Origin of the sequence: Chania multitudinisentens RB-25 (assembly GCF_000520015.2) — a bacterium.
GTDB lineage: Bacteria > Pseudomonadota > Gammaproteobacteria > Enterobacterales > Enterobacteriaceae > Chania > Chania multitudinisentens.
In genome coordinates this window covers 2,757,424-2,779,813 of sequence record NZ_CP007044.2, presented here as the reverse complement: position 1 = coordinate 2,779,813, position 22,390 = coordinate 2,757,424, and the positions used below count along the sequence as shown (strand labels likewise).

Sequence of the window (22,390 nt, the reverse complement as noted above, 5' to 3'; positions counted from 1 at the left end):
ATGGAAACCTGGATGTATTTGTCTCAAGGGTTCGAAGTGGCACTGATTCCACAGAATCTGCTGATCGCGCTGATCGGCTGCTTTGTCGGCACCATCGTCGGCTTGCTGCCTGGCCTGGGGCCGATCAACGGCGTGGCGATCCTGCTGCCGCTGGCATTTGCCCTGAAATTACCCGCCGAATCGGCGTTGATCCTGCTGGCCACGGTGTATATCGGCTGTGAATATGGTGGGCGAATTTCATCGATCCTGCTCAATGTGCCGGGCGATGCCGCCGCCATCATGACCGCCCTGGATGGTTACCCTATGGCGCAGCAAGGGCGTGCTGGCGTGGCGCTGTCGATTTCAGCGGTCAGCTCTTTTGTCGGCTCACTGATTGCCATCATCGGGATCATCCTGTTCGCCCCGCTGCTGGCGCGCTGGTCGCTGGCCTTTGGCCCAGCGGAATACTTCGCGCTGATGGTATTCGCCATCGCCTGCCTGGGCAGCATGATGAGCCAGAACCCGCTGAAGTCGCTGTTAGCGGCGCTGATCGGGCTGGGCTTGGCGACGGTGGGGGTAGATGCCAATACCGGCGTTTATCGTTTCACCTTCGACAGCGTACACCTCTCCGACGGTATTCAGTTTATCGTGGTGGTGATTGGCCTGTTCTCCGTCAGTGAGATCCTGTTGATGCTGGAGAGCACCAGCTCTGGCCAGAAACTGATCCGCAAAACCGGCCGCTTGCTGTTCAACCGCAAAGAGGCTGCCGAATGCGTTGGCCCTACTCTGCGCTCCTCGTTCATCGGCTTTTTTGTTGGGATTTTGCCGGGCGCAGGGGCCACCATCGCCAGTGCGCTCACTTACATGACCGAAAAAAGAATCAGCGGTAACAGCGACTCCTTCGGTAAAGGGAATATCCGTGGCGTAGCGGCACCGGAAGCGGCCAACAACGCCTCAGCCTGCGGTTCGTTTATCCCGATGCTGACGTTGGGTGTACCGGGTTCCGGCACTACTGCGGTAATGATGGGAGCCTTGACGCTGTATAACATCACTCCAGGCCCAGCGATGTTCACCGAGCAACCAGATATCGTCTGGGGGCTGATCGCCGCGCTGCTGATTGCCAACGTAATGTTGCTGATCATGAACCTCCCACTGATTGGCCTGTTCACCCGGATGTTGACCGTGCCGCTGTGGTTCCTGGTGCCAGCCATTGCCGCCGTTTCTGCGGTAGGGGTTTATGCCGTTCACAGCACCACTTTCGACCTGCTGCTGATGGTCGGGCTTGGCGTGTTTGGCTACCTGTTGCGGAAAATGCACTTCCCGATGTCACCATTGATCCTGGGCTTTGTACTGGGGGAAATGCTGGAGCAGAACCTGCGCCGTGCGCTGTCTATCAGCAATGGTGAATTTGGCATTCTGTGGGGTAGCAGCATTGCGCAGAGCCTGCTGGTATTAGCCGTTGCCGTATTGGTATTGCCGCTGTTGCTGCGCAGATTCCGCAAGCGCCGCAGCATTACCGTGGAAGCCGCTAAGGCAGAGTAAGGTATTCAGGGGCCGTGCATGGCCCCTTTTCACCCTTCACGCTTTTTCAGCATCAGCACTCCACCCATCACCAGCGCACCGCCGAGCAATTGCAGTGAGTTCATATTTTCCCCCAGCAGGAAATAGGCAATTACCGCCGTGAATACCAGCTCCAGCGACAGGATCAGATTAGCCACCGCCAGTGGCAGGGTTTTTAGGCTAATGTTATACAGGCCGAATCCCAGCAACGTTGGCCCAGCGGCCAACATCACCAACAGCAGCCAGCCATTCCACTGAATACCCTGTGCGCCTTGTGACAGAAACCACAAGTCACCGGTCATGCCCTGAAATGCCGTTAAAGGGAAAATTGCCAGCATGGCGTTAAACAGCCACTGATAAACCGCAGAAAAACCGAATACATACAGAATGGTATTCCACACCGGATAATGCCGTTCGCTGGCAATACGCCCGCCAAGGGTATACAGGGTATAGCCAATACCGGACAGCATACCCACCATCAATCCCAACAGATCGAAGCGCTGGTTACCCATGCTGTCGCCGTTGCTGACCAAAAAACAGCCCCCCAGACTGACAGCAATCACCAGTAACTCACGCAGGCTAAGGCGCTCGTTGTACATCACCCAACCGAGAAATACGGTAAAGCCTACTGAGCAATAAGTCAGGATAGTGGCTATCGACGCGCCATTAAGGGCAACCGAAAGCGTCCACAACCCGTTGAATAGCGCCAGTAACAGACCGTAACCGGCGTAGAACAGCGCTTGCTTATACTGTAAACGGACCCACTCCGGTTTAAAAAACAGCAGCAACGGCAACAGCACCACAGCCACTAACGCAGCGCGCCAAAAAGCCAGCACGAAAGTCGGTAGATGAAAATACTCCGTCAGCGTTCGGATAATGATCGCCGTAAACGCCAACAGCATGGCGCTGATAATGGCAATCACATAGCCTTGGCTTCTGCCCGGTAAAATGTGCCCACCGGCCACCCTCGGCTCTGCGGAAAGCTCCGTTGGTAATGACATAGTCTCCTCAAATATCCATCAGATAACCGCGCTGGCTAGGCTTTTAACGCTGTCACATTCTAGCACCGGTAGCAAAAAACAGATTGTTTATCTGGTGACAATATCTGCCTCCCTCACCGCTCAGGAATTGCAGCCCGCAGCCTGATGGCGGGATTCATTAAACCAGGAACCACCCGGCTAAGCCGGGTGATTTTAGGGGCGCAACCGATCACCTCCCGATTAAATACCTGCCCACCATAATCGCAACCTCATGCCCCAGTAGCTGGTCCAACCGGTGGTGCTTTGTACCACGTTCCCCTGCGAAATCACCACAAAGGTTGGCGTGACGCCAATCTGCCACTGTGCCGACAAACTCCCCTGTGGATCGTTAATCACCGGTAATTGCAGCTTTTTACCTGCCAGCCATCGTTCAACCTGCTGGTCACTGCCGGAACGCAGCGCCACGGTCAACACATTACTGCCGCCTGCCACCAGTTTGGCGACGTCTGGCGTAGTAAAACGGCAGACTGCACACCAGCTCGCCCAGAAATAAACCAATAAAGGTTTATTCCGGCTCAGTTGTGCCAATGACACTGATTCACCGCCAAGCGTTTTCAAGAGCTGCTGCTCGAAGGCTGGCGGTGCCTGCGGCGCACGCCATAAATCCACAATCAACACCATAACCAGTAACATCAGCGCCAAAATCAACAGTTCACGCGCCCAGCGCGTTAACCTAGCCATTTTTCACCTTCGCCAACTGTTGCTTCACTATCGCCTCCAAATCTTCATAGGAGACGGCCCCCGGCAGCATCTGATCGCCAATCAGCGTAGCGGGCGTACCCTGCACACCCAGTTGTTCCGCCAATTGCATATTGGTACGCAGCGTAACCAGACTCTGTTCGCTCGGCGCTACCGGTATCACGCCCGTTTTCTGCTGAGCCGCAGCAATACTGGCATTATCATGAAAGCCTTTTTTTGCCATCAGGCGTTCATGCAGCGCCCAAAACTGTTCGGGATGTTGTTGCCAGGTGGTCAAAGCAACACGCGCTGAACTGACCGAGCTTTCCCCCTTGAATGGTACTAACTTTACCACCAGCGCCACCTCGGGATATTGCTTGATGAGCTTCTCCAACCGTGGGTCAAACTGTTTGCAATAGGGGCAGTTGTAATCAGTGAAAACTACCAGCGTCAGTTTGGCATTTTTAACCCCCAAACGGGGGCTGGCCGGATCGTCGAACAGCGCTTGACTATGCTGTGTGATTTTTTGCTCGGTAGATTGTTGCTGCCAAGCATCAGCCGCCTCCGCCAGAATACTCGGGTTGGTCACCAGCGTTTCACGGATCAGCTCCTTAATACGCGCTTCCTGTTCAGCAGTAAAAGATGTTACGGCCCAGGCAGGGGTCACCACCAACAGCAGCCAGATGAGTAACGTTTTCATTGTTCGGTTCCTTTAGCGTTGGACAGGGCTTGCAATACGGCATCACGGGTAAGCAAGGGCGACATCACTTCACCGTTCGGGCTACCGGGGCCATAAACTTGGTTAAATGGGATGCCTGCGCTACCGCGCTGTTTCAGAAAAGCCGAGATCGCATCAGAAGGTCGGCTCCAGTCGCCGCGCAGCGCTACCACATCCTCTGCTCGGAGAGCCTTTTGCACGTCATCTCGCATCAATACATTGAGTTTGTTGACTTTACAGGTAACACACCAGGAAGCTGTAACATCGACAAAAACCCGCTTATGTTCTGCCAGCGCTTGAGTGATGGCCTGCTCAGACAACGGCTGCCAAGCGATATCATCATGCAGCGGTTGCCGCCCCCCACCGCTGGTGAACGAAGCGATAAGCAGTAGCATGCCCGCCATGCCCACAATGCTGGCTGTCACCAGGCCCGCCGTGCGCCATCCAAGCTGTTTCCAGATTGCTAACAACAGACCTGACAACAATATCACTCCCGCGATCAACGTCGGGGTCACGCCAATATGGTTACTCATCAAACTCAGCAACCATAATGAAGAGGCCAACATCAAGAGGCCGAGCACCAACCGTACCCCGCTCATCCAGCGGCCAGGCCGTGGCAGGCACAGCGCCAGAGCGGGCCAGGCGGCAATCACTAACCATGGCAAGCTCATGCCAATACCCAGCGCCATAAACATTCCCCACAACACCGGCAACGGCGCTGCCAGCGCAAACGCTACCGCCGTGCCCAGGAAAGGTGCAGAACAGGGCGTTGCCAACAGCGTGGCGAAAGCTCCCTGCCAAAAATGCCCGCTCAGGCCATGGCCGTTATGGGTTGCCAATCGGGTATTCAACGAAGAAGAGAGTTGCAGATGGAATAGACCAAACAAATTGGCACTGAACAACCCGGTTACCAGCACCATAAAACCGATAAACCAGGGGTTCTGAAACTGTATACCCCAACCAAGCGCATAATTACCCAGCCGCAGCAGCGTCATCAATAACGCCAGCGCCATAAACGACGCCACAATGCCGCATGACGACGCCAGAAATTGTAAACGCACGCTGCGCCGATCGCGCTGTTCTACCTGCAAAATCGAACCCAGCTTCATCCCGAGCACCGGCAGCACACAGGGCATCATATTCAGGATAAAACCACCGGCTAATGCCATCAGCACCGCTTGCCACAGTGGGAACCCGGTCAGTGGAGAAAACCCGAGCGGTTCACCGATAGTCAGCGTGGCTTCCTGCGCCATCCCGCTGTCGCTCACCACCAAGCGCAGCGTTTTCCCACGCAGATCGGGGGCTGCCTCACCCCAGCCATCGCTAACCGGGACTCGCACCCGCAGATGCTCACCGTCATGGTTCACTTTTGGTGCCCCTAAAGCGGCATCTTCCAGCGTGTCAAAGAACAATTCTGGCCGTTGCCAACCCGCGGCACGCTCAACGCTGAGCTGCAATTCACCGTTTTGATAACCGGCACGGATGCTGTCAACCAACCCACTGGCAATTGGCACCTGCCCCATCGCCTGAGCAAAATCATGGTTGAACTGCGCATCATTTGGCGTATTGAGATCCAGATTGAACGGGTAATCGGTCAGAATACAGACGTTTTTGCAGGTTGATAGCGTTAACGTCCCCGCTAGCTGCTGTGGCTTAGGCCCTTTAAATACCATCGGCAATGTCACCCGATCGTGATAGCCCTGGGTAGAAATGCCTGCCACATCAAAGCGTTGAGGTACTGGCCAGAACCAGATCGCCGGCGGTGGATTGCCCTGCCAGGTAATAGCGGGAGCGATCCCCCCTTCGCCTGGCGAACGCCAGTAGGTTTTCCAGCCTTTTTCCAACTCAATAGACAGCAACACTCGGGTTTCACCGTTTTTGCTGCTGTCAGCACGCAACCTGACTTTAGCGTGATCGTTTTGTGGGCTTTGCAGCCAACCGCTATCTGCTGCCTGTAACGTAGGCAGCCACAGCAATAACAGGCAAGCAAAAGCCAGCCTAATGATATTAAACATGTTTTTTCTCCAAAAAATAAATTAATCACCGAATATGCAGGGGATTAACTCATTCATGGAACACGCATAACCGAAGATGCACCCTGAGGGTAGTAGGAGAAATAACTCGAGGAGGGGGGATACGCAAACGCGGAGCAAAAATGGGGGCCAGCAATACCAGCAACATCCCCAAACCAAACAGCACGGTTTCAAACATTATTGGCGGTGCCGCCAGCAGCGATTTGGCACTCAGTTCGCAAGCGGTGGTCGTAGTTTCAGGCTCATCCGCGGTTACGGCGATCTGACTGACATTGGCAGTGGTAGGCAAGTTGATAGCCAATTGCAACGCATGCAAACTGGCCATACGCTGGGTGATGCACGTGAGCACCACCAAGCAAGCCAGGTATAAAAACCATTTTGCAATTCGCTGCCGCTGAACCATGACATCTCCAATCCCGTATCTGCGTTTATCTTAGCGGCGTAAACGAGATAAGCAACGCTTTAGCCTGTAAAGAAATGTCTTTGATAGCAGCCAATTACAGGTATCATTCTTCATCAGCACTGCGCTTTACACCGAGTATCCGATTTTTACACCACGCAGGAGAGGTGATATGCAACCTTTGAGTGGCCCTGGTGCCCCCAATCCTCTCAATCCTCCTCCACTCCAGAACAGCACTGTTCACCCAGATGCGCCCCTCTCTCCGGCGCAGCGTACCCAGCTTGAAAAACTGGTCTTAAAAATCATGGCGCTCAGCCCGGCCGGTTCTGTCGCGTTAACGACGGCAAGTCAGCAAAGATGATGCTGCCGATTATTTGGGCAACCAGAAGATAAAATTGTTCTGCCGATGACAACCCATTCCCTTGCGGATGCTCAAGCTGCCCTTTGCGTATCATGTGAATTAATTCAATGCCTGCCATTATCGTCTACGCCCGGCGAAATGATTTAAATCCCGTCATCAGTCGGGTTCGCCGTTTTATATTTCGATGGTCCTGCTCAATCAGATTATTCAAATATTTGCTCTGCCTGATAGTGATAGTTTCATCTTCGGCTTTATCGGCATTTAGCGTCGCCAGCGCTGCTGTATTGGCTCCACTTTTATCAATGGTCACAACTTCAGGTTCATTGTGGTGCCGGATGGCCTTGCGAAAGAAGCGTAATGCAGCTTTAGCAATGGTCTCTCTGCTAAAAACTCTATAGATTAGGAGTCGATTATGTTTAGCTAATGGGTGGGAGGATGTATGTTTAAAGTAAAGCTCAGGCCAGTCAAAGCCAGAAGTGTTACAGATGAGTCAGGGGTATCTTCTTTAGCTCTAGCAGGAAATGAGAGCGAGTTTAATACAGATATCTTAAAAGGTGACCCCATCGGAAGACGTGACATTGGATTAAATGTACCTCTACCCGCACAACCTGAAGCTTTCAAAAAAGTTGTTACTGAAAAAGTTGAACAATTTAAAAAAAATGGCGTAGCGATGACTATTGATGTCTGGAAAGATCAGCAATCCGGTTTGACTTATATAATGGATGGCCAGCACCGATTTATAGCCGCAGCGGTATTAGGAATGCCAGTAAATCTCAATTGGAAAAAACTTGGTATACGACCAAGCCAGGTTGATTGGGGGGGGACGAAATATATAGAAGGCGTTCCTGCTAAGGATAAAATAAAGCAAAAAAACTAGACAAGTTTTATGGTATCCCGTAGTGAAATTAAAAGGATCTTCTTGTGATCCTTTTCTTCTCGTCGTAATCTCATACCCTGTAAACAAAAAAACCACGGTTGTGTCGCATTAAGAGGTTCTGTCGCGTTAACGACGGCAAGTCAGCAAAGATGATGCTGCCGATTATTTAGGCAACCAGAAGATAAAATTGTTCTGCCGATGAACAAGCGAGACTGTAATTTAAATTGTGTAATTGCCTGTTTTTGATATGTTCTTCCTGACAATGGAGACAGGCAAATTATGGACGAAAAGAAACTTAAGGCACTCGCTACCGAACTGGCCAAAGGCCTCAAAACCGAAGCCGATCTCAATGCATTCTCTCGTATGTTGACCAAGCTCACCGTCGAAACAGCGTTGAATGCTGAACTGACCGAGCACCTCGGCCATGAGAAAAATGCCCCCAAAGCAGGCTCCAATACCCGTAATGGTTACTCGTCCAAAACGCTGCTCACTGATGATGGCGAGGTCGAGCTGAATACACCCCGGGACCGCGAAAACACCTTTGAGCCTCAATTAATCAAGAAAAACCAGACGCGTATCACCCAGATGGACAGCCAGATTTTATCTTTATATGCCAAAGGGATGACCACGAGGGAAATCGTCGCCACGTTTAAAGAGATGTACGATGCTGATGTGTCACCCACGTTGATATCCAAAGTCACCGATGCCGTTAAAGAACAGGTCACCGAGTGGCAAAACCGGCCACTGGACTCACTGTACCCCATTGTTTATCTTGACTGTATCCTGGTGAAGGTGCGTCATAATGGCAGTGTCATCAACAAGGCCGTGTTCCTGGCTCTGGGGATTAATACCGAGGGTAAAAAAGAGCTGCTGGGTATGTGGCTGGCCGAGAATGAAGGGGCGAAGTTTTGGCTCAATGTGCTGACTGAGTTGAAAAATAGAGGCCTTCAAGACATCCTGATTGCCTGTATAGACGGCCTGAAGGGCTTCCCCGACGCGATAAACAGCGTCTATCCGCAAACCCACATCCAGCGGTGCATTATCCACATGGTGCGTAACAGTCTGAAATACGTGTCGTGGAAAGACTACAAAGCAGTCACCAGCGGGTTGAAAACGGTGTACCAGGCGTCGACTGAGGAGGCAGCCCTGATGGCGTTAGATAAATTCGCGGGTGTGTGGGATGAAAAATACCCGCAAATCAGCAAAAGCTGGCGTAGTCACTGGGAAAATCTCAATACGTTCTTCGGTTATCCCGCAGATATCCGCAAGGCCATCTACACGACCAACGCCATAGAATCGCTGAACAGCGTTATCCGGCAGGCGATAAAGAAGCGTAAAGTGTTCCCGACAGACGACTCGGTGAGGAAGGTTATTTATCTGGCGATCGAGGCGGCGTCGAAAAAATGGAGTATGCCGATCCAGAACTGGCGATTGGCGATGAGTCGTTTTATTATCGAGTTCGGTGATCGTCTAAACGGTCACCTTTAATACGCTGGCAGTTACACAGAATTATGGACAGGCTCTTTTAATTTCACTACGGGATACCATAAAACTTGTCTAGTTTTTTTGCTTTATTTTATCCTTAGCAGGAACGCCTTCTATATATTTCGTCCCCCCCCAATCAACCTGGCTTGGTCGTATACCAAGTTTTTTCCAATTGAGATTTACTGGCATTCCTAATACCGCTGCGGCTATAAATCGGTGCTGGCCATCCATTATATAAGTCAAACCGGATTGCTGATCTTTCCAGACATCAATAGTCATCGCTACGCCATTTTTTTTAAATTGTTCAACTTTTTCAGTAACAACTTTTTTGAAAGCTTCAGGTTGTGCGGGTAGAGGTACATTTAATCCAATGTCACGTCTTCCGATGGGGTCACCTTTTAAGATATCTGTATTAAACTCGCTCTCATTTCCTGCTAGAGCTAAAGAAGATACCCCTGACTCATCTGTAACACTTCTGGCTTTGACTGGCCTGAGCTTTACTTTAAACATACATCCTCCCACCCATTAGCTAAACATAATCGACTCCTAATCTATAGAGTTTTTAGCAGAGAGACCATTGCTAAAGCTGCATTACGCTTGGCCGTCAGCAGGAAGTCGATGGTCTGGCCAGCAGTATCCACTGCGCGGTACAAATATTTCCACTGGCCTTTGATTTTTATGTAGGTTTCATCCATACGCCACCGCCGACCCACGGTACGCTTATGCCGGCGAAATACCTTATCCAACAAAGGTACCAGACGAATAACCCAGCGGTGTAACGTGGAATGGTCAACGGCAATACCGCGTTCAGTCATCATCTCTTCCAAATTGCGCAGGCTCAGGGCGTAAGCCAGATACCAGCGAACACACTGAGCGATAACATCAGTGGGGTAATGCACGCGACTGAAGGCTTTTCGGAGCAGATGCATGGCCAGGTTGTATCGTAAAAAAACAGCATGTTACCCAACTAAGTCTTAATGCGACACAACCCACAAAATGCCCCTACATTGCACCATGTGTTGGCAACGTTGAAACAGTCCGCCGATCCGCAGGAACAACAGCAGATTAGCGATTATTGCCAGCTCCGTTTCAACAGCGGCCTTAATACACCGCTGACTCCTGTACAGATGAATGATGTCATTCAGCAACTGTTCAGCCGCCGTTTGGCGAAAGGTGAGCATGCTGCGCCGCCACACAGTGAAAACCCGCAGCCTCTGTTTCACCCCTTGATCGCCATGCTGCCACCATCGTTACAATCCACAATCAGTAAACCACTGGTGCTGATTGCTCTTGTCCTGGTGCTGCTCGTCTTGTTCGTCTGGGTGTTTTAACAACCGCACTCCGCTGGCGCGTTCTGCCCCTGCATCGTTCCCGCTTCATGGCCGGTGGCGAGTGGCTGACCGTCGCGCTGCCAGAAATCCAGCCCACCGATCAGCTCTTTCACCCGGAACCCCAGAGCGGCCAGCTTGTAAGCCCCCTTGGTGGAACCGTTGCAGCCTATGCCATCACAATAAGTGACATACACCTTATCCCGATCCAATGCGGCGGTACTGCCTTGATCCATCAAACGATGCGGAAAACTGATCGCCCCCGGAATATGCCCGGCGGCATACAGTGCCTCGGTGCGGGTATCAATCACCACGATGTCACTGATGCCGTGGCGCAGATCTTCTGCCACATCCGCTGAGTCAGTGTAATAACTGAGTTTAGCGGCCAGATATTGCAAACTCTGCGCCGCCGTGCCTGGCGGGAAAGCCAAAACGAGTGAAGAAACGGTCATGGTAATGCTTCCTGTAAGTCAAGACAGATGACAAGCGTGCCTGATTTTGGTCTTATATTTAATGCCAATTTCATCACATTGATAAGACCGATTATGCATCAGGTATTGCTGACGCTGTTTCAACAACCAGAAAATACCGCCGTTACGCTGCGTGAACGTGTTTGCAGCACCCTACGCCGCGCCATTCACAGTGGTGCGTTAAGCGCAGGCCAACGGTTACCCTCTTCACGCATCTTGGCTACCGATCTGAAAATTTCGCGCGTCACCGCCGAAGCGGCGTATGCACAGTTGGAAGCCGAAGGTTATCTGCAACGCCGGGTGGGCCAAGGGACATTTGTTGCCGTTCGTATCATCAAACCTGCGCCTTTGCGTAAAACCGTCGGCCAGTTACGGCTGTCACAGCGTGGCGATGCTATTGTGCAAACCGGTGGCTGCCGTGATCCGCAACAGCCCTTGCCGTTTGCCGCCGGTTCGCCGGAGTTACGGGTTTTTCCGCTAAAACTGTGGAAACACCTCACCGCTCAGCAGTTGCGCGTGCGTGGTGAAAAGCTGCTGCGCTATGGCGATCCACAAGGTTACTTGCCGCTACGTGAAGCCATTGCCGGTTATCTTGGTCAAACCCGCGGGGTAAACTGCGATGCGCAGCAGGTTATCGTGCTGACCAGCTCACAGCAGGCATTACAGTTGATCGCTACGTTGTTGCTCGATCATGGCGATAACGTGTGGCTGGAAGAACCCGGCTATCTCGGTGCCAGAAATGCCTTTATCAGCGCCGGGGCCAAGCTGAACCCCGTCAGCGTTGATGAAGCAGGTCTGCGGCCCGATAACACCTTGCCCGTTCCACGCCTGATTTATCTGACCCCCGCACATCATTACCCCACCGGGGTGGCACTCAATCTGGAACGCCGGTTGACCCTGCTGGAAATGGCGCGGCGTGAGCAAGCCTGGATCATCGAGGATGATTACGACAGTGAATTTCACTACGATGGGCAACCGATGCCCGCTATGCAGAGCCAGGATCGCCATGGCAATGTGCTCTACCTCGGCACTTTTTCCAAAACGCTATTCCCCTCGCTACGGCTGGCCTACCTGATTGTGCCGCCCGCTTTGGTGCCCGCCTTCACCACCGCCCGCACCTTGTATGACGGCCACAGTGCGCAATTGATGCAGGCGGTAACGGCAGAATTTATCCAGCAAGGGCATTTTGCGGCACATATCCGTTACCTGCGCCAGCTCTACCGCAGCCGCCGCGATTGGTTGCTGACACAGGTAGAACAGCACTTAAAAACCTTTGCCACACCACAACCGGCTGGTGGAGGGTTACAACTGGCGGTTTGGTTACCGCCCGGCCAGGAAGCAACGTTAACCCGGCAAGCCCGGCAATTGGGGGTGATCACCCCCGGTTTAGCGGCACAGTTCATCACGCCGCAGGCACGGCGCGACGGTTGGTTACTCGGCTTCTCGGCTTTGACACCTGGAGAAATCAGCGCCGCCGTTGAGCAACTGAGTAAAATTGCCCGTGGCTAACCCGTTATTACGTTGGACAACGGACTGATTTGGCTTTAAAACCATTGTATTAACGATCATGAGGAACCTTAATGAGCAACGCCATCGCCGAACAACTTACCGAACGTTTTTTCCGCTATCTGGCCGTCACCAGCCAGAGTGATGCCGCCGCCAGCACGCTGCCCACCACGGCAGGCCAGCATGATATGGCTCAGTTGCTGGCCGCCGAACTGCGCCAGCTTGGGTTGGAAAACGTGCAGATTGACGAACACGCCACCGTTACCGCCCGCAAGCCCGGCAACCAGCCCGGAGCACCACGCATCGGTTTTATTACCCATATTGATACCGTTGACGTGGGTTTGGCCGCTGAGATCCACCCGCAGCGCCTGCGCTTCACCGGGGAAGATCTGTGCCTGAACAGCGAGCAGGATATCTGGCTGCGTACCGCCGAGCACCCGGAGATCCTGGCTTATCCCGATGAAGAGATTATTTTCAGCGACGGCACCAGCGTGCTTGGCGCAGACAACAAAGCCGCCGTTACCGTGGTAATGACGTTGCTGGCTAATTTGAGCGCCAGCGATCGCCACGGCGATATCCTGGTGGCCTTTGTACCGGACGAAGAAGTTGGCCTGCGCGGGGCAAAAGCGCTGGATCTGGCGCGTTTTGAGGTTGATTTCGCCTATACCATCGACTGCTGCGAACTGGGCGAAGTGGTGTATGAAAACTTCAACGCCGCCGGGGCAGAAATCCGCATTGAAGGGGTAACCGCGCACCCCATGTCGGCAAAGAACGTGCTGATTAACCCGATCCGCATCGCCACCGATATTATCAACCAGTTTGATATTCATGATACGCCGGAACACACCGAAGGGCGCGAAGGCTACTTCTGGTTCAATGACATGGTTGCCAATGCCAATAACGCCACCTTAAAAGTATCGATCCGGGATTTCGATCTGGCCGCCTTCAACGCCCGCAAGGCGCGTCTGCAAGCAGTGGTGCAACAGGTTGCCGCCCATTATCCACGCGCCAAGGTCAGTTGCACGGTGCAGGATATTTACAGCAACATCAGCAATTCCATCGGCGAAGATAAACGCGCCATCGAACTGATTTTCGGTGCATTAGCCGCACATGGTATTCCGCCAAAAGTGATCCCGATGCGCGGCGGTACTGACGGTGCAGCGCTGTCCAGCCGTGGCCTGATTACACCGAACTACTTCACCGGCGCGCACAACTTCCACTCGCGCTTTGAATTCCTGCCGATCAGCTCCTTTGTGAAATCGTATCAGGTTACCCGCAGCATCTGCCTGCTCGCCGCCCGCGGTTAACCGGCAAGCCGCGGGCTCCCCGCGGCGTTACAGCAGCAACCAGCCAATCAACGCTGCCCACGCCAGAAACGGCAGCGAATAATAATGGAAGTGTAACCAAATCCGGCGATCTCCTGCCATCCGCAGCGCAATCAGGTTCGCCAGGGAGCCAATCGCCAACCCGAAGCCCCCGGCATTCACCGCATAGGCCAGCAAGGCGCTGGAAGGCACATAGTTGAGCAGCAAAATGGTGGCGGGCACATTACTGATGACCTGTGACAGGCCGATGCCCAAGCTATAGACAGCGCTGTCTGGTAACGCGGAAATACCGCTAAACAGCGGCTGCATGACCTGCAATTCAGTGAATAACTTAATATCAATAAACATCATGATAAAAACGAAGATCAGGCTCCAGTCGATTTGCAGCAATACCCGCCGGGCCAGCAGCAGGAAACCGATAAACACGGTTAACAACCCATACAACGGCTGCGCAAGCTCCAAAGAAACCAGAAATACTCCATACAGCACCACACAGCCTAACAGCAGAAGCTTTTGATAAGGGTAACTCTGGGTAGGCGCTTTTTTAACAATATTTCGCGCCGGAAAACTCAGCCAGGTGATGGCTAACAGGCTCAACATCAGCGCTGCCGCCAAAGGAGCCATCTGGCCGATAAACGCCATAAATGATAACGAGGATTCTCCCCACAACAGAATATTTTGCGGATTACCAATCGGCGTCAACAACGAGCCAACGTTAACCGCCAGCGCCTGGAAAATAATCAATCGGTTAACCGGCAATGCAGAGAGCTTTTTCAACGTAATGGTCAGGGGAATCACGATAAACAGTGCCACATCGTTGGTCAGGAACGATGACAGCAACGCGGCAGAAAACACCAGAAATAAGGCCAGCCAACGTTCACTGTGCAAAGCGTTAATGATCTGGCGGCCAATAAAATCGAAATAACCGCTCACTTCAACGCCTTTAGTCAACAGCATCAACCCCAGCAGAGTATTAATCGTGCGCCAGTCGATCACGTGGCGAAACACGCTCAGCGGCTGTGGCTCAATGGCAAACAGCAGCACGCCAATCAGCAGCAAAATATGCAGAAGACGATCGCGGATGAAGGGCCTTAACAGGCGGGTTACAGCATGTGAACTCATGTTTTTCGCTTATTAAAACAACCTGAATGCAGGCCAAAGATGTTAGCTGAACGCTGCTTAAAAAGCATTTGTTACCACTTCTGCCTTTCCATTTATCGTACTTTGCTCTATACCCATCATCTTTGTTCATTTTTAAGGATCTTCCCATGGTTCACTCCCTGACCAAAGGGCTCTTACTGACGGTGACACTCATCCTGCTTGCCGCCTGCAATGACACTGAAACCCGCCCCCAAATCGATATCGAAGGTAAAACCATGGGCACCTTTTACAGTGTGAAGATCAGCGGCAATATCGCGCAGAATAAGCAGCAGTTACAGCAGGAAATCGATGCTCTGCTGGAACAGGCCAACGACGATATTTCGACCTATCGCCCGCATTCCGTGCTCTCTCGTTTCAACCAACATCGCAGCAGTGAGCCGCAACCGATTCCACGCGGCATGGCCGATATTATCCTGATGGCACAACGCATTGGCCGCGATACCGGCGGTGCGATGGATATTACCGTTGGCCCGCTGGTAAACCTATGGGGATTCGGCCCGGATAAACGGGTGGTCAAAGTTCCGCAACAGCAGCAAATTGATGCCGCCAAGCAGCAGATCGGCCTGCAACATCTGAAACTGATCAGCGACCACCAAGGCGAATGGCTACAGAAAGAGTTACCGGAGATGTATGTCGATCTCTCCACGCTAGGCGAAGGCTATGCGGTGGATCAACTGGTGCGCCTGATGGCGCGCCATGGGATTACTCACTATCTGGTGTCGGTGGGCGGTGCGGTATCTTCGCGCGGCGTTAATGGCCAAGGCCAACCTTGGCGGGTCGCCATCCAAAAACCCACCGACCGCGAAAATGCGGTACAGGCTCTGGTTGATCTGCAAGGCTACGGCATCAGCACTGCGGGCAGCTACCGTAACTATTTTGAACAGGACGGGCAGCGTTATTCTCATGTGATCGATCCCACGACCGGCCGGCCGATTAACCATCGGCTGGTTTCCGCCACGGTGATCGCACCAACGGCGCTGGAAGCCGACGGCTGGGATACCGGCCTGATGGTGCTAGGCACGGAAAAAGCGCTGAAACTGGCGGAAGAAAAAGGGCTGGCGGTGTACCTGATCAGCAAGACCGATGAGGGTTTCAGCGCAGTGATGACGCCACAGTTTAAGGCGTTTTTGGTGCAGTAATCACATTAGGCATAACATAAATAGTGAAGATTATTACGAACTATTTTTCGTTTACATCCTGAGGTAGTTATCATTTTCGGTCGCTAGACGCTTTATGTTCACTCTAACTCGAAGTGAACGCGCCCGAGCAGGGGGCTCAAGAGCCAGCCCCCTGCACCCCGGCCCTTGCCATATCAGGCGGTCGCTACGCGACTTCCCTCACTCCACCACGGCGCATGACGGCCGGCTACGACAGACGTCCCTGTCTGTCTCGCCTGAAACCGCCGTCCATGGCGGTTTCGCCTATGCGCTGCGTCTGCGTTCGGCGCCTTCAATGGCATCAACACCGGTGCTTACCTCACCAATGGTAATTTCAACTACCAATGCGAATGAAAAGGTTGCCTGGTGATAACAGGTTCTGGTGTTGGAGTTTGAGCATATCACTCCATTGGTTACGGCAATTCCCATTACACCTGGCTTACATAGACGAAAACATAGAGTGTGAGTCCCCCCTACCGTTTCCTATGCAATAACAAATACACCGCCGGGATCACCACCATCGACAGCAACGGCGCACTCACCATCCCACCGATCATCGGCGCAGCAATTCGCTGCATCACTTCCGCACCCGCGCCACCGCCCCACATGATCGGCAGCAAACCGGCCATAATGGTCGCCACCGTCATCACTTTTGGCCGCACGCGCAATACTGCCCCCTCGCTGATGGCGGCCATCAGTTGTTGGTGGCTTAGCGGTTCGTCGGGTTGCCGGTGTTTTGCCAGCGCCTGATTGAGATACAGCACCATAATGACGCCAAACTCCGCCGCAACCCCCGCCAATGCAATAAACCCCACCGCACCGGCCACCGACAGGTTGTAATTGAGCAGGAACAGCAGCCATACCCCGCCGATCAGCGCAAACGGCAGCGTCGCCATAATCAGCAATGCGTCACGCACGCTGTTGAAAGTGACAAACAGCAGCACGAAGATAATCCCCAGCGTCACCGGCAGCACGATTTTTAACTGGGCGCTGGCGCGTTCCAAATACTCGAACTGCCCGGACCAACTGACAGAAACCCCGGCGGGCAACGTTACCTGCTGCGCTACCGCCCGCTGCATCTCTTCCACTGCCGATTTCAGGTCGCGCCCGCGCAGATCGACATAGATCCAGTCAGAAAGCCGGGCGTTCTCACTTTTCAGCATTGGCGGGCCTTCGCTCAGCCGAATATCCGCCAGTTCTGCCAGCGGCACCTGGCTGCCTGCTGCCGTCACCACCGGCAGTTCACGCAAGGCTTGCAGCGAATCGCGGATCTCGCGGGGATAACGGATGTTGATCGGGTAACGCGCGCGCCCTTCGATGGTTTCACCAATATTCTCACCGCCCACCAACGTTGCCACTATCGATTGCAGTTCGTTGACCGAAACGCCGTAACGCGCTGCGCGCTGGCGATCGATATCAATATCCACATAGCGCCCACCGGCAATACGCTCCGCCAGCGCCGAAGTAACCCCCGGAACCTGCTTTACCACCTGTTCAATCTGGTTGGAGGCGCGTTCGATATCGGCAATATTGCTGCCGTTAACCTTGATGCCCACCGGGCTTTTGATGCCGGTCGCCAGCATATCCAGCCGGTTGCGGATCGGCGGCACCCAGACGTTGGCAATACCGGGCACCTTGACCACGCTGTCCAATTCCGCCACCAGCTTGTCCATCGTCATGCCAGGCCGCCACTGCTCGCGCGGTTTAAAGCGGATGGTGGTTTCCAGCATGGTCAGCGGTGCCGGATCGGTGGCGGTTTCTGCCCGCCCAGCCTTGCCGAACACCGTATCCACTTCCGGCACGGTTTTGATCAAGCGGTCGGTCAATTGCAACAAACGCGCTGCTTCGCGGGCAGAAATGCCCGGCAAGGTGGATGGCATATACAGCAAATCCCCTTCATCCAACGGCGGCATAAATTCACTGCCCAAACGGCTGAGCGGGTACAGCGTCAGCACCAGCAGCACGGCGGAAATCCCCAGCGTAGTTTTTGGCCGTGCCAGCACCGCCGCCAGCAGCGGCTGATACAGGCGGATCAGCCAGCGATTAAGCGGGTTGGCATGTTCGTCTGGAATACGGCCTCGGATGAAATACCCCATCAACACCGGCACCAGGGTGATGCCCAACCCGGCGGAAACCGCCATGGCATAGGTTTTGGTGAACGCCAACGGCGCAAACATCCGCCCTTCCTGCGCCTGCAACGAGAACACCGGAATAAATGACAGGGTGATGATCAGCAGGCTGCAAAACAACGCCGGGCCAACCTCCACCGCCGCCTGTTCAGAAATACGCCAGTAATCCTGTGAGGTGGGTTGCTGACCAGGGTGGCGCTGTCGCCACTGCTCCAGCACTTTGTGCATGTTCTCGATCATCACAATCGCCGCATCCACCATTGCGCCAATGGCGATCGCAATTCCCCCCAACGACATGATGTTGGCGTTGACCCCCTGGTAGTGCATCACCACAAAAGCGCCCAAAATCCCTAACGGCAACGTGATAATCGCCACCAGCGCCGAACGGAAATGCGACAGGAACAACGCGCACACAACGGCCACCACCAGGAACTCTTCCAGCAGTTTGAAAGATAACGTGTCGATCGCGCGCTCGATCAGTTGGGAACGATCGTAAACTGGCACAATCTCTACGCCCGGCGACAGAGTTTGTTGGATCTGATTCAGCTTCACCTTCAGCGCTTTGATGGTTTCCAGCGCGTTTTTGCCGTAACGCATCACCACAATGCCTCCGGCCACTTCGCCTTCACCGTTCAGCTCCGCGATGCCGCGGCGCATTTCCGGCCCTTCACGCACGGCAGCCACCTGCGCAAGCAGGATTGGCACACCATCACGCACGGTGATCACCACGTTATTAAAGTCATCAAGCTTTTTCAGATAGCCGGAGGTGCGCACCATATATTCCGCTTCGCCCATCTCCAGCAGCGCCCCACCGCCTTCCTGATTGGCATCCTGAATCGCACTGACCACCTGCTGATGCGTAATGTTCAACGCCCGCATACTTTCTGGCTTCAACACCACCTGATACTGGCGCACCATGCCGCCGACGCTGGCCACTTCGGCCACATTGGGGACGGTTTTCAGCTCGAACTTCAGCGTCCAGTCCTGCAAAGCACGCAGATCTGCCAGGCTGTGTTTGCCGCTTTTGTCTACCAGCACATACTCATAGATCCAGCCAACGCCGGTCGCATCCGGCCCCAGTGCCACTTTCGCCTGTGCAGGCAGTGAAGATTGCACCTGACTCAACGACTCCAGTACCCGTGAACGCGCCCAATAGGGATCGGTACCGTCTTCAAACAGAATATAAATGTAAGCATCACCAAACATTGAGAAACCGCGCACCGTGGTGGCCCCCGGCACCGTCAGCATAGTAGTGGTCAACGGGTAAGTCACCTGATCTTCAATCACCTGCGGCGCTTTCCCCGGATAAGTGACGCGCACGATCACCTGCACATCGGAAAGATCGGGCAATGCATCCAGCGGAGCCTTCTGCAATGCCCAAATCCCCCAACCGGCCAGCAGCAGCGATGCCAGCAGCACCAGCAGGCGATTGCTTATCGACCAACGAATCACCGAAGCAATCATGGATGGCCTCCATGTTCCGCGGCTTGCGGTAGGATTTGGCTGATGTGTGAACCGTTTTCATCCACGCTGAAATGGATCATCACCTGGTTGCCGATACCGATACCAGCAGGTAAGCCACTTTTCGGCAGGGTGAAATCCATGGTCATCGCTGGCCACTTCAGCTCTGGCACTGGTTCATGCGACAGCGTAATGTTATCGCCGTCCAGCGCTTCAACCACCGCTTGCGCCTGATACTGTTTCACCTGCGCTTCCCCGGCCAACTGCGGCAAGGCACTGCGCATGCTGGCTTCGGAGTCAATCAGGAACTGACCAGAGGTCACCACCTGTTGCCCGGCTTGTAACCCTTGTTTGATCTCTACCCAACCGCCCTGCGCCAACCCGGTCACCACCTCAACCGGGGTGAAATGGCCATTACCTGCGGCTACCAGCACCCGGTTATGATCACCGTTGCCGATCAACGCCTCCTGCGGGATCGCCAACACCGGTTTCGCTCCGGCATTTGACGTTAGAGACACTTGCAGATACATACCCGGTTTCAGCTTCTGTTGCGGGTTTTGCAGCACAATACGCGCCTTGAAGGTGCGCGTCAGCGGGTCAACATTCGGCAGCAGTTCGCTTACTTCGCCGCTAAAGCGCTCCCCCGGCCAACTGGCAGAACTGGCCTGCACCGCATCCCCCACCTGTAACAAACCGGCCTGCGCCTGCGGATAATCAATCACGACCCAAACCGGATCGAGGCTCGCCAGCTCAAACAGCCCCTGCGTGGCGGCCACCTGTGCGCCTTCACGCACATCCAGTTTATTGATAAACCCGTTTTCCGGTGCGGTGACGGTAATACGCGTCTGCGGTTTGCCGCTGCGCTCTACCTGGCGAATAATGGCTTCTGGCATAAATTGCAGCTCTAAACGCTGGCGGGCGGCGGCGGTCAGCGCACTGTCCCCCAGCGTGCGAATCGCCAGATATTCCTGCTGTGCCGCATTCCAATCCGGAACCCACAGTTGCGCCAGCGCCTCGCCTTTCTTCACCTGTTGCTGACTGGCACGCACGTAAAGCTTCTCGACCAGACCACTGGCACGCGCAGCGATCACCTGCACGCTGCGTTCGTTGGTCGCCACGCTGCCATAGGCATTGAGCTGCACATCCAGCTCACGCAGCTGTGCTGTCTCGGTGCGCACCCCGAGGTTTTGCTGCTGACGTGCGCTGATGGTGACGCCGCCGTCCTGCTCCTGTTCATCGGCATAGCGCGGCACCAGTTCCATATCCATAAACGGAGATTTACCCGGTTTATCAAACCGCTGGCCGGGCACCATCGGATCGTACCAATACAATACCTGCCGTTCAGCGGCGCTGTTCGTTGGCTTCACTGCCGCAGATTGCTGATTGGCAAACCAGTAACCGGCTGCTCCACCGCCCACTAGCGCTGCCAACAGCGCCAGGCTAAAACGCATTTTCATTGTGCTGTCTCCTGCGGAGTGAGGTAACGCAGCGCAGCCCACAATTGCGCCAGTTCGCGAGCCGCTTTACCCGCGCCAAGACGGCTGTCGAGCAACGCCCGACGCGCCTCCAGTACCGACGATAGATCGCTTTTACCGCTGCGGTATTGCGCCAATTGCAGCGCCAGCCGCTGTTGTTGCAGCGGGATGGCCTGTTGCTGTTGGCGCTGCCATTGGTCCTGCGCAGCCTGATACTGGGCCAGTAGCGTATTGAGCTGAGCCTGGTGATCGCGGAGCAGTAAGGTCAGTTGGTCATTGGCCTCCATAGAGCGGGAAACATCAGCGGCATGATCTTTGTCTTGCCGCTGCGAACGGAACAACGGCAGATCAACGGTAAACATCACTCCCGCCAAATCCTCATAGCCATCGGCTCGTTTGCCGTAATACACCTCAATCCCCACATCCGGGATGGCAGCGATTTCCGACTGGGCCGAACGGGCTTTAGCCACATCGGCTTCGCGGCTGGCCTGTACCACTTCCGGGTGCTGTTTGATCGCCTGCTGCAACATCTGGTTTTCAGCCGGTAAACGTTCGAAGCGTGGTAACGCGCCATGGGTGCTGGCTTCTGGCTGGCCGGTTAACTGCGTCAGGCGGGCCTGAGCGATAGCGACATCACGCTGTGCTTCACTGGCCCGATCCTGCATCGCCAGCAAGGTCAAACGCGCATCGATCACGTTAGTCGCGGGTGAACTGCCGCTGGCCACGCCGGTATGCTGTGCGGCGATCTGGCGTTCACTCTCATTGACCAGCGTTTGGGCATCTTTCAGCGTTTGCTGGCTCAGCGCCAATTCCAGCCACGCCTGCGCCGTTTGCTGCTGCAAACGAGCACGAATAGTGGCGCTGCCGGCTGCGGTTCTATTCGCCTCGGCGCGCAACGTATCCGCTTTACGCTGGCGCTTACTGCTGCTGACGTAATCCTGCATGATGCCAACCCGTTCCATGGTCATGCCTTCACGGGTCAGACGTCGACCATTGTTGCCCTGTACCGGGATGTTTTCGATCCCGATGTTTAATTTAGGATCGGGCAGTTGCAACGCCGAATCAGCCATATTCTGCAAAGCATTAGCCTGGTGCTGATTAGCCGAAAGCTCCGCCGAGTAGCGTTCTGCCGCTGTCAGCGCTTGCTCCAGCGTCAGTTCGGCAGCCGCTGTGCTCGCCGTATAACAGGCGAGCAGCAACCACCCCACCCGCAATGGGTGAGAAAGTAATTTGGCCATAGCGCCCCC

General features: G+C 54.2%; 19 protein-coding genes and 2 pseudogenes. 8 read left to right on the top strand and 13 right to left on the bottom strand.

Going from position 1 to position 22,390, the window contains the following annotated elements; genetic code table 11:
* Entirely contained in the window at nt 1-1,521 is a 1,521-nt protein-coding gene (locus Z042_RS12185; protein ID WP_024914480.1) for a tripartite tricarboxylate transporter permease, read from the top strand.
* 29 nt (nt 1,522-1,550) lie between these two features.
* On the opposite strand, the gene Z042_RS12180 is transcribed toward Z042_RS12185, so the two are convergent.
* The 5 genes from Z042_RS12180 to Z042_RS12160 form a co-directional block, all read right to left on the bottom strand.
* Nucleotides 1,551-2,540: a DMT family transporter gene (locus Z042_RS12180; RefSeq protein WP_024914479.1), complete on the bottom strand. Its 990-nt coding sequence runs from the start codon at nt 2,538-2,540 to the stop codon at nt 1,551-1,553.
* A gap of 219 nt (nt 2,541-2,759) precedes the next feature.
* Nucleotides 2,760-3,260, bottom strand: coding sequence for a protein disulfide oxidoreductase (locus Z042_RS12175; RefSeq protein ID WP_024914478.1), 501 nt, complete (start codon nt 3,258-3,260; stop codon nt 2,760-2,762).
* Nucleotides 3,253-3,957, bottom strand: coding sequence for a DsbA family protein (locus tag Z042_RS12170; protein ID WP_024914477.1), 705 nt, complete (start codon nt 3,955-3,957; stop codon nt 3,253-3,255). Before Z042_RS12170 ends, Z042_RS12175 begins: the two co-directional genes overlap by 8 nt.
* A complete protein-coding gene (locus Z042_RS12165; protein ID WP_024914476.1) occupies nt 3,954-5,990 on the bottom strand; it encodes a protein-disulfide reductase DsbD family protein in 2,037 nt (678 codons plus the stop codon). Before Z042_RS12165 ends, Z042_RS12170 begins: the two co-directional genes overlap by 4 nt.
* A gap of 49 nt (nt 5,991-6,039) precedes the next feature.
* Nucleotides 6,040-6,411, bottom strand: coding sequence for a hypothetical protein (locus tag Z042_RS12160; RefSeq protein WP_024914475.1), 372 nt, complete (start codon nt 6,409-6,411; stop codon nt 6,040-6,042).
* Nucleotides 6,412-6,580: 169 nt separating this feature from the next.
* Between Z042_RS12160 and Z042_RS26275 the strand changes: the two genes are divergently transcribed.
* Nucleotides 6,581-6,769 (top strand): hypothetical protein, encoded by a 189-nt coding sequence (locus tag Z042_RS26275; protein WP_024914474.1) that lies wholly within the window; start codon nt 6,581-6,583, stop codon nt 6,767-6,769.
* A 16-nt stretch (nt 6,770-6,785) separates the two neighbouring features.
* Here Z042_RS26275 and Z042_RS12155 read toward each other — a convergent pair.
* Nucleotides 6,786-7,139: pseudogene (locus tag Z042_RS12155) on the bottom strand (DDE-type integrase/transposase/recombinase); the annotation flags it as partial.
* Nucleotides 7,140-7,208: 69 nt separating this feature from the next.
* Between Z042_RS12155 and Z042_RS12150 the strand changes: the two are divergent.
* Nucleotides 7,209-7,646: a ParB N-terminal domain-containing protein gene (locus Z042_RS12150; protein WP_024914504.1), complete on the top strand. Its 438-nt coding sequence runs from the start codon at nt 7,209-7,211 to the stop codon at nt 7,644-7,646.
* Nucleotides 7,647-7,925: 279 nt separating this feature from the next.
* Nucleotides 7,926-9,134 (top strand): IS256 family transposase, encoded by a 1,209-nt coding sequence (locus tag Z042_RS12145; protein ID WP_025297168.1) that lies wholly within the window; start codon nt 7,926-7,928, stop codon nt 9,132-9,134.
* Nucleotides 9,135-9,203: 69 nt separating this feature from the next.
* Here the strand turns inward: Z042_RS12145 and Z042_RS12140 are convergent, their stop codons facing one another.
* Nucleotides 9,204-9,641, bottom strand: coding sequence for a ParB N-terminal domain-containing protein (locus Z042_RS12140; protein ID WP_024914504.1), 438 nt, complete (start codon nt 9,639-9,641; stop codon nt 9,204-9,206).
* A gap of 65 nt (nt 9,642-9,706) precedes the next feature.
* A pseudogene (locus Z042_RS12135) lies at nt 9,707-10,060 on the bottom strand (IS6 family transposase); the annotation flags it as partial.
* A 48-nt stretch (nt 10,061-10,108) separates the two neighbouring features.
* On the opposite strand from Z042_RS12135, the gene Z042_RS12130 reads away from it, so the two are divergent.
* Complete coding sequence (locus tag Z042_RS12130) at nt 10,109-10,462, top strand: hypothetical protein (RefSeq protein ID WP_154666950.1); 354 nt, start codon at nt 10,109-10,111, stop codon at nt 10,460-10,462.
* Here Z042_RS12130 and Z042_RS12125 read toward each other — a convergent pair.
* The gene (locus Z042_RS12125; RefSeq protein WP_024913479.1) at nt 10,459-10,911 is read right to left on the bottom strand and encodes a rhodanese-like domain-containing protein; all 453 of its coding nucleotides are present in this window, start codon (nt 10,909-10,911) and stop codon (nt 10,459-10,461) included. The genes Z042_RS12130 and Z042_RS12125 overlap by 4 nt on opposite strands.
* Nucleotides 10,912-11,004: 93 nt before the next feature.
* Between Z042_RS12125 and pdxR the strand changes: the two genes are divergently transcribed.
* The gene (gene pdxR, locus Z042_RS12120) at nt 11,005-12,438 is read left to right on the top strand and encodes a MocR-like pyridoxine biosynthesis transcription factor PdxR (RefSeq protein ID WP_417903504.1); all 1,434 of its coding nucleotides are present in this window, start codon (nt 11,005-11,007) and stop codon (nt 12,436-12,438) included.
* A 71-nt stretch (nt 12,439-12,509) separates the two neighbouring features.
* Nucleotides 12,510-13,742 carry a peptidase T gene (gene pepT, locus Z042_RS12115; RefSeq protein WP_024913477.1) on the top strand — a complete coding sequence of 411 codons (1,233 nt, stop codon included), beginning with the start codon at nt 12,510-12,512 and terminating at the stop codon, nt 13,740-13,742.
* Between the two features lie 27 nt (nt 13,743-13,769).
* On the opposite strand, the gene Z042_RS12110 is transcribed toward pepT, so the two are convergent.
* Nucleotides 13,770-14,882, bottom strand: coding sequence for an SLC13 family permease (locus Z042_RS12110; protein WP_024913476.1), 1,113 nt, complete (start codon nt 14,880-14,882; stop codon nt 13,770-13,772).
* A 146-nt stretch (nt 14,883-15,028) separates the two neighbouring features.
* Between Z042_RS12110 and apbE the strand changes: the two genes are divergently transcribed.
* Nucleotides 15,029-16,060, top strand: a complete 1,032-nt coding sequence (gene apbE, locus Z042_RS12105) for an FAD:protein FMN transferase ApbE (RefSeq protein WP_024913475.1) — start codon at nt 15,029-15,031, stop codon at nt 16,058-16,060.
* Between the two features lie 491 nt (nt 16,061-16,551).
* Here apbE and Z042_RS12100 read toward each other — a convergent pair whose 3' ends face one another.
* The 3 genes from Z042_RS12100 to Z042_RS12090 are packed head-to-tail and all read right to left on the bottom strand — an operon-like array spanning nt 16,552 to nt 22,381.
* Nucleotides 16,552-19,671 carry an efflux RND transporter permease subunit gene (locus Z042_RS12100; RefSeq protein ID WP_024913474.1) on the bottom strand — a complete coding sequence of 1,040 codons (3,120 nt, stop codon included), beginning with the start codon at nt 19,669-19,671 and terminating at the stop codon, nt 16,552-16,554.
* Nucleotides 19,668-21,125: an efflux RND transporter periplasmic adaptor subunit gene (locus Z042_RS12095; RefSeq protein WP_024913473.1), complete on the bottom strand. Its 1,458-nt coding sequence runs from the start codon at nt 21,123-21,125 to the stop codon at nt 19,668-19,670. Before Z042_RS12095 ends, Z042_RS12100 begins: the two co-directional genes overlap by 4 nt.
* Nucleotides 21,122-22,381, bottom strand: coding sequence for a TolC family protein (locus Z042_RS12090; protein ID WP_024913472.1), 1,260 nt, complete (start codon nt 22,379-22,381; stop codon nt 21,122-21,124). The genes Z042_RS12095 and Z042_RS12090 overlap by 4 nt, the downstream gene beginning before the upstream one ends.
* Between the last annotated feature and the right edge of the window lie 9 nt (nt 22,382-22,390).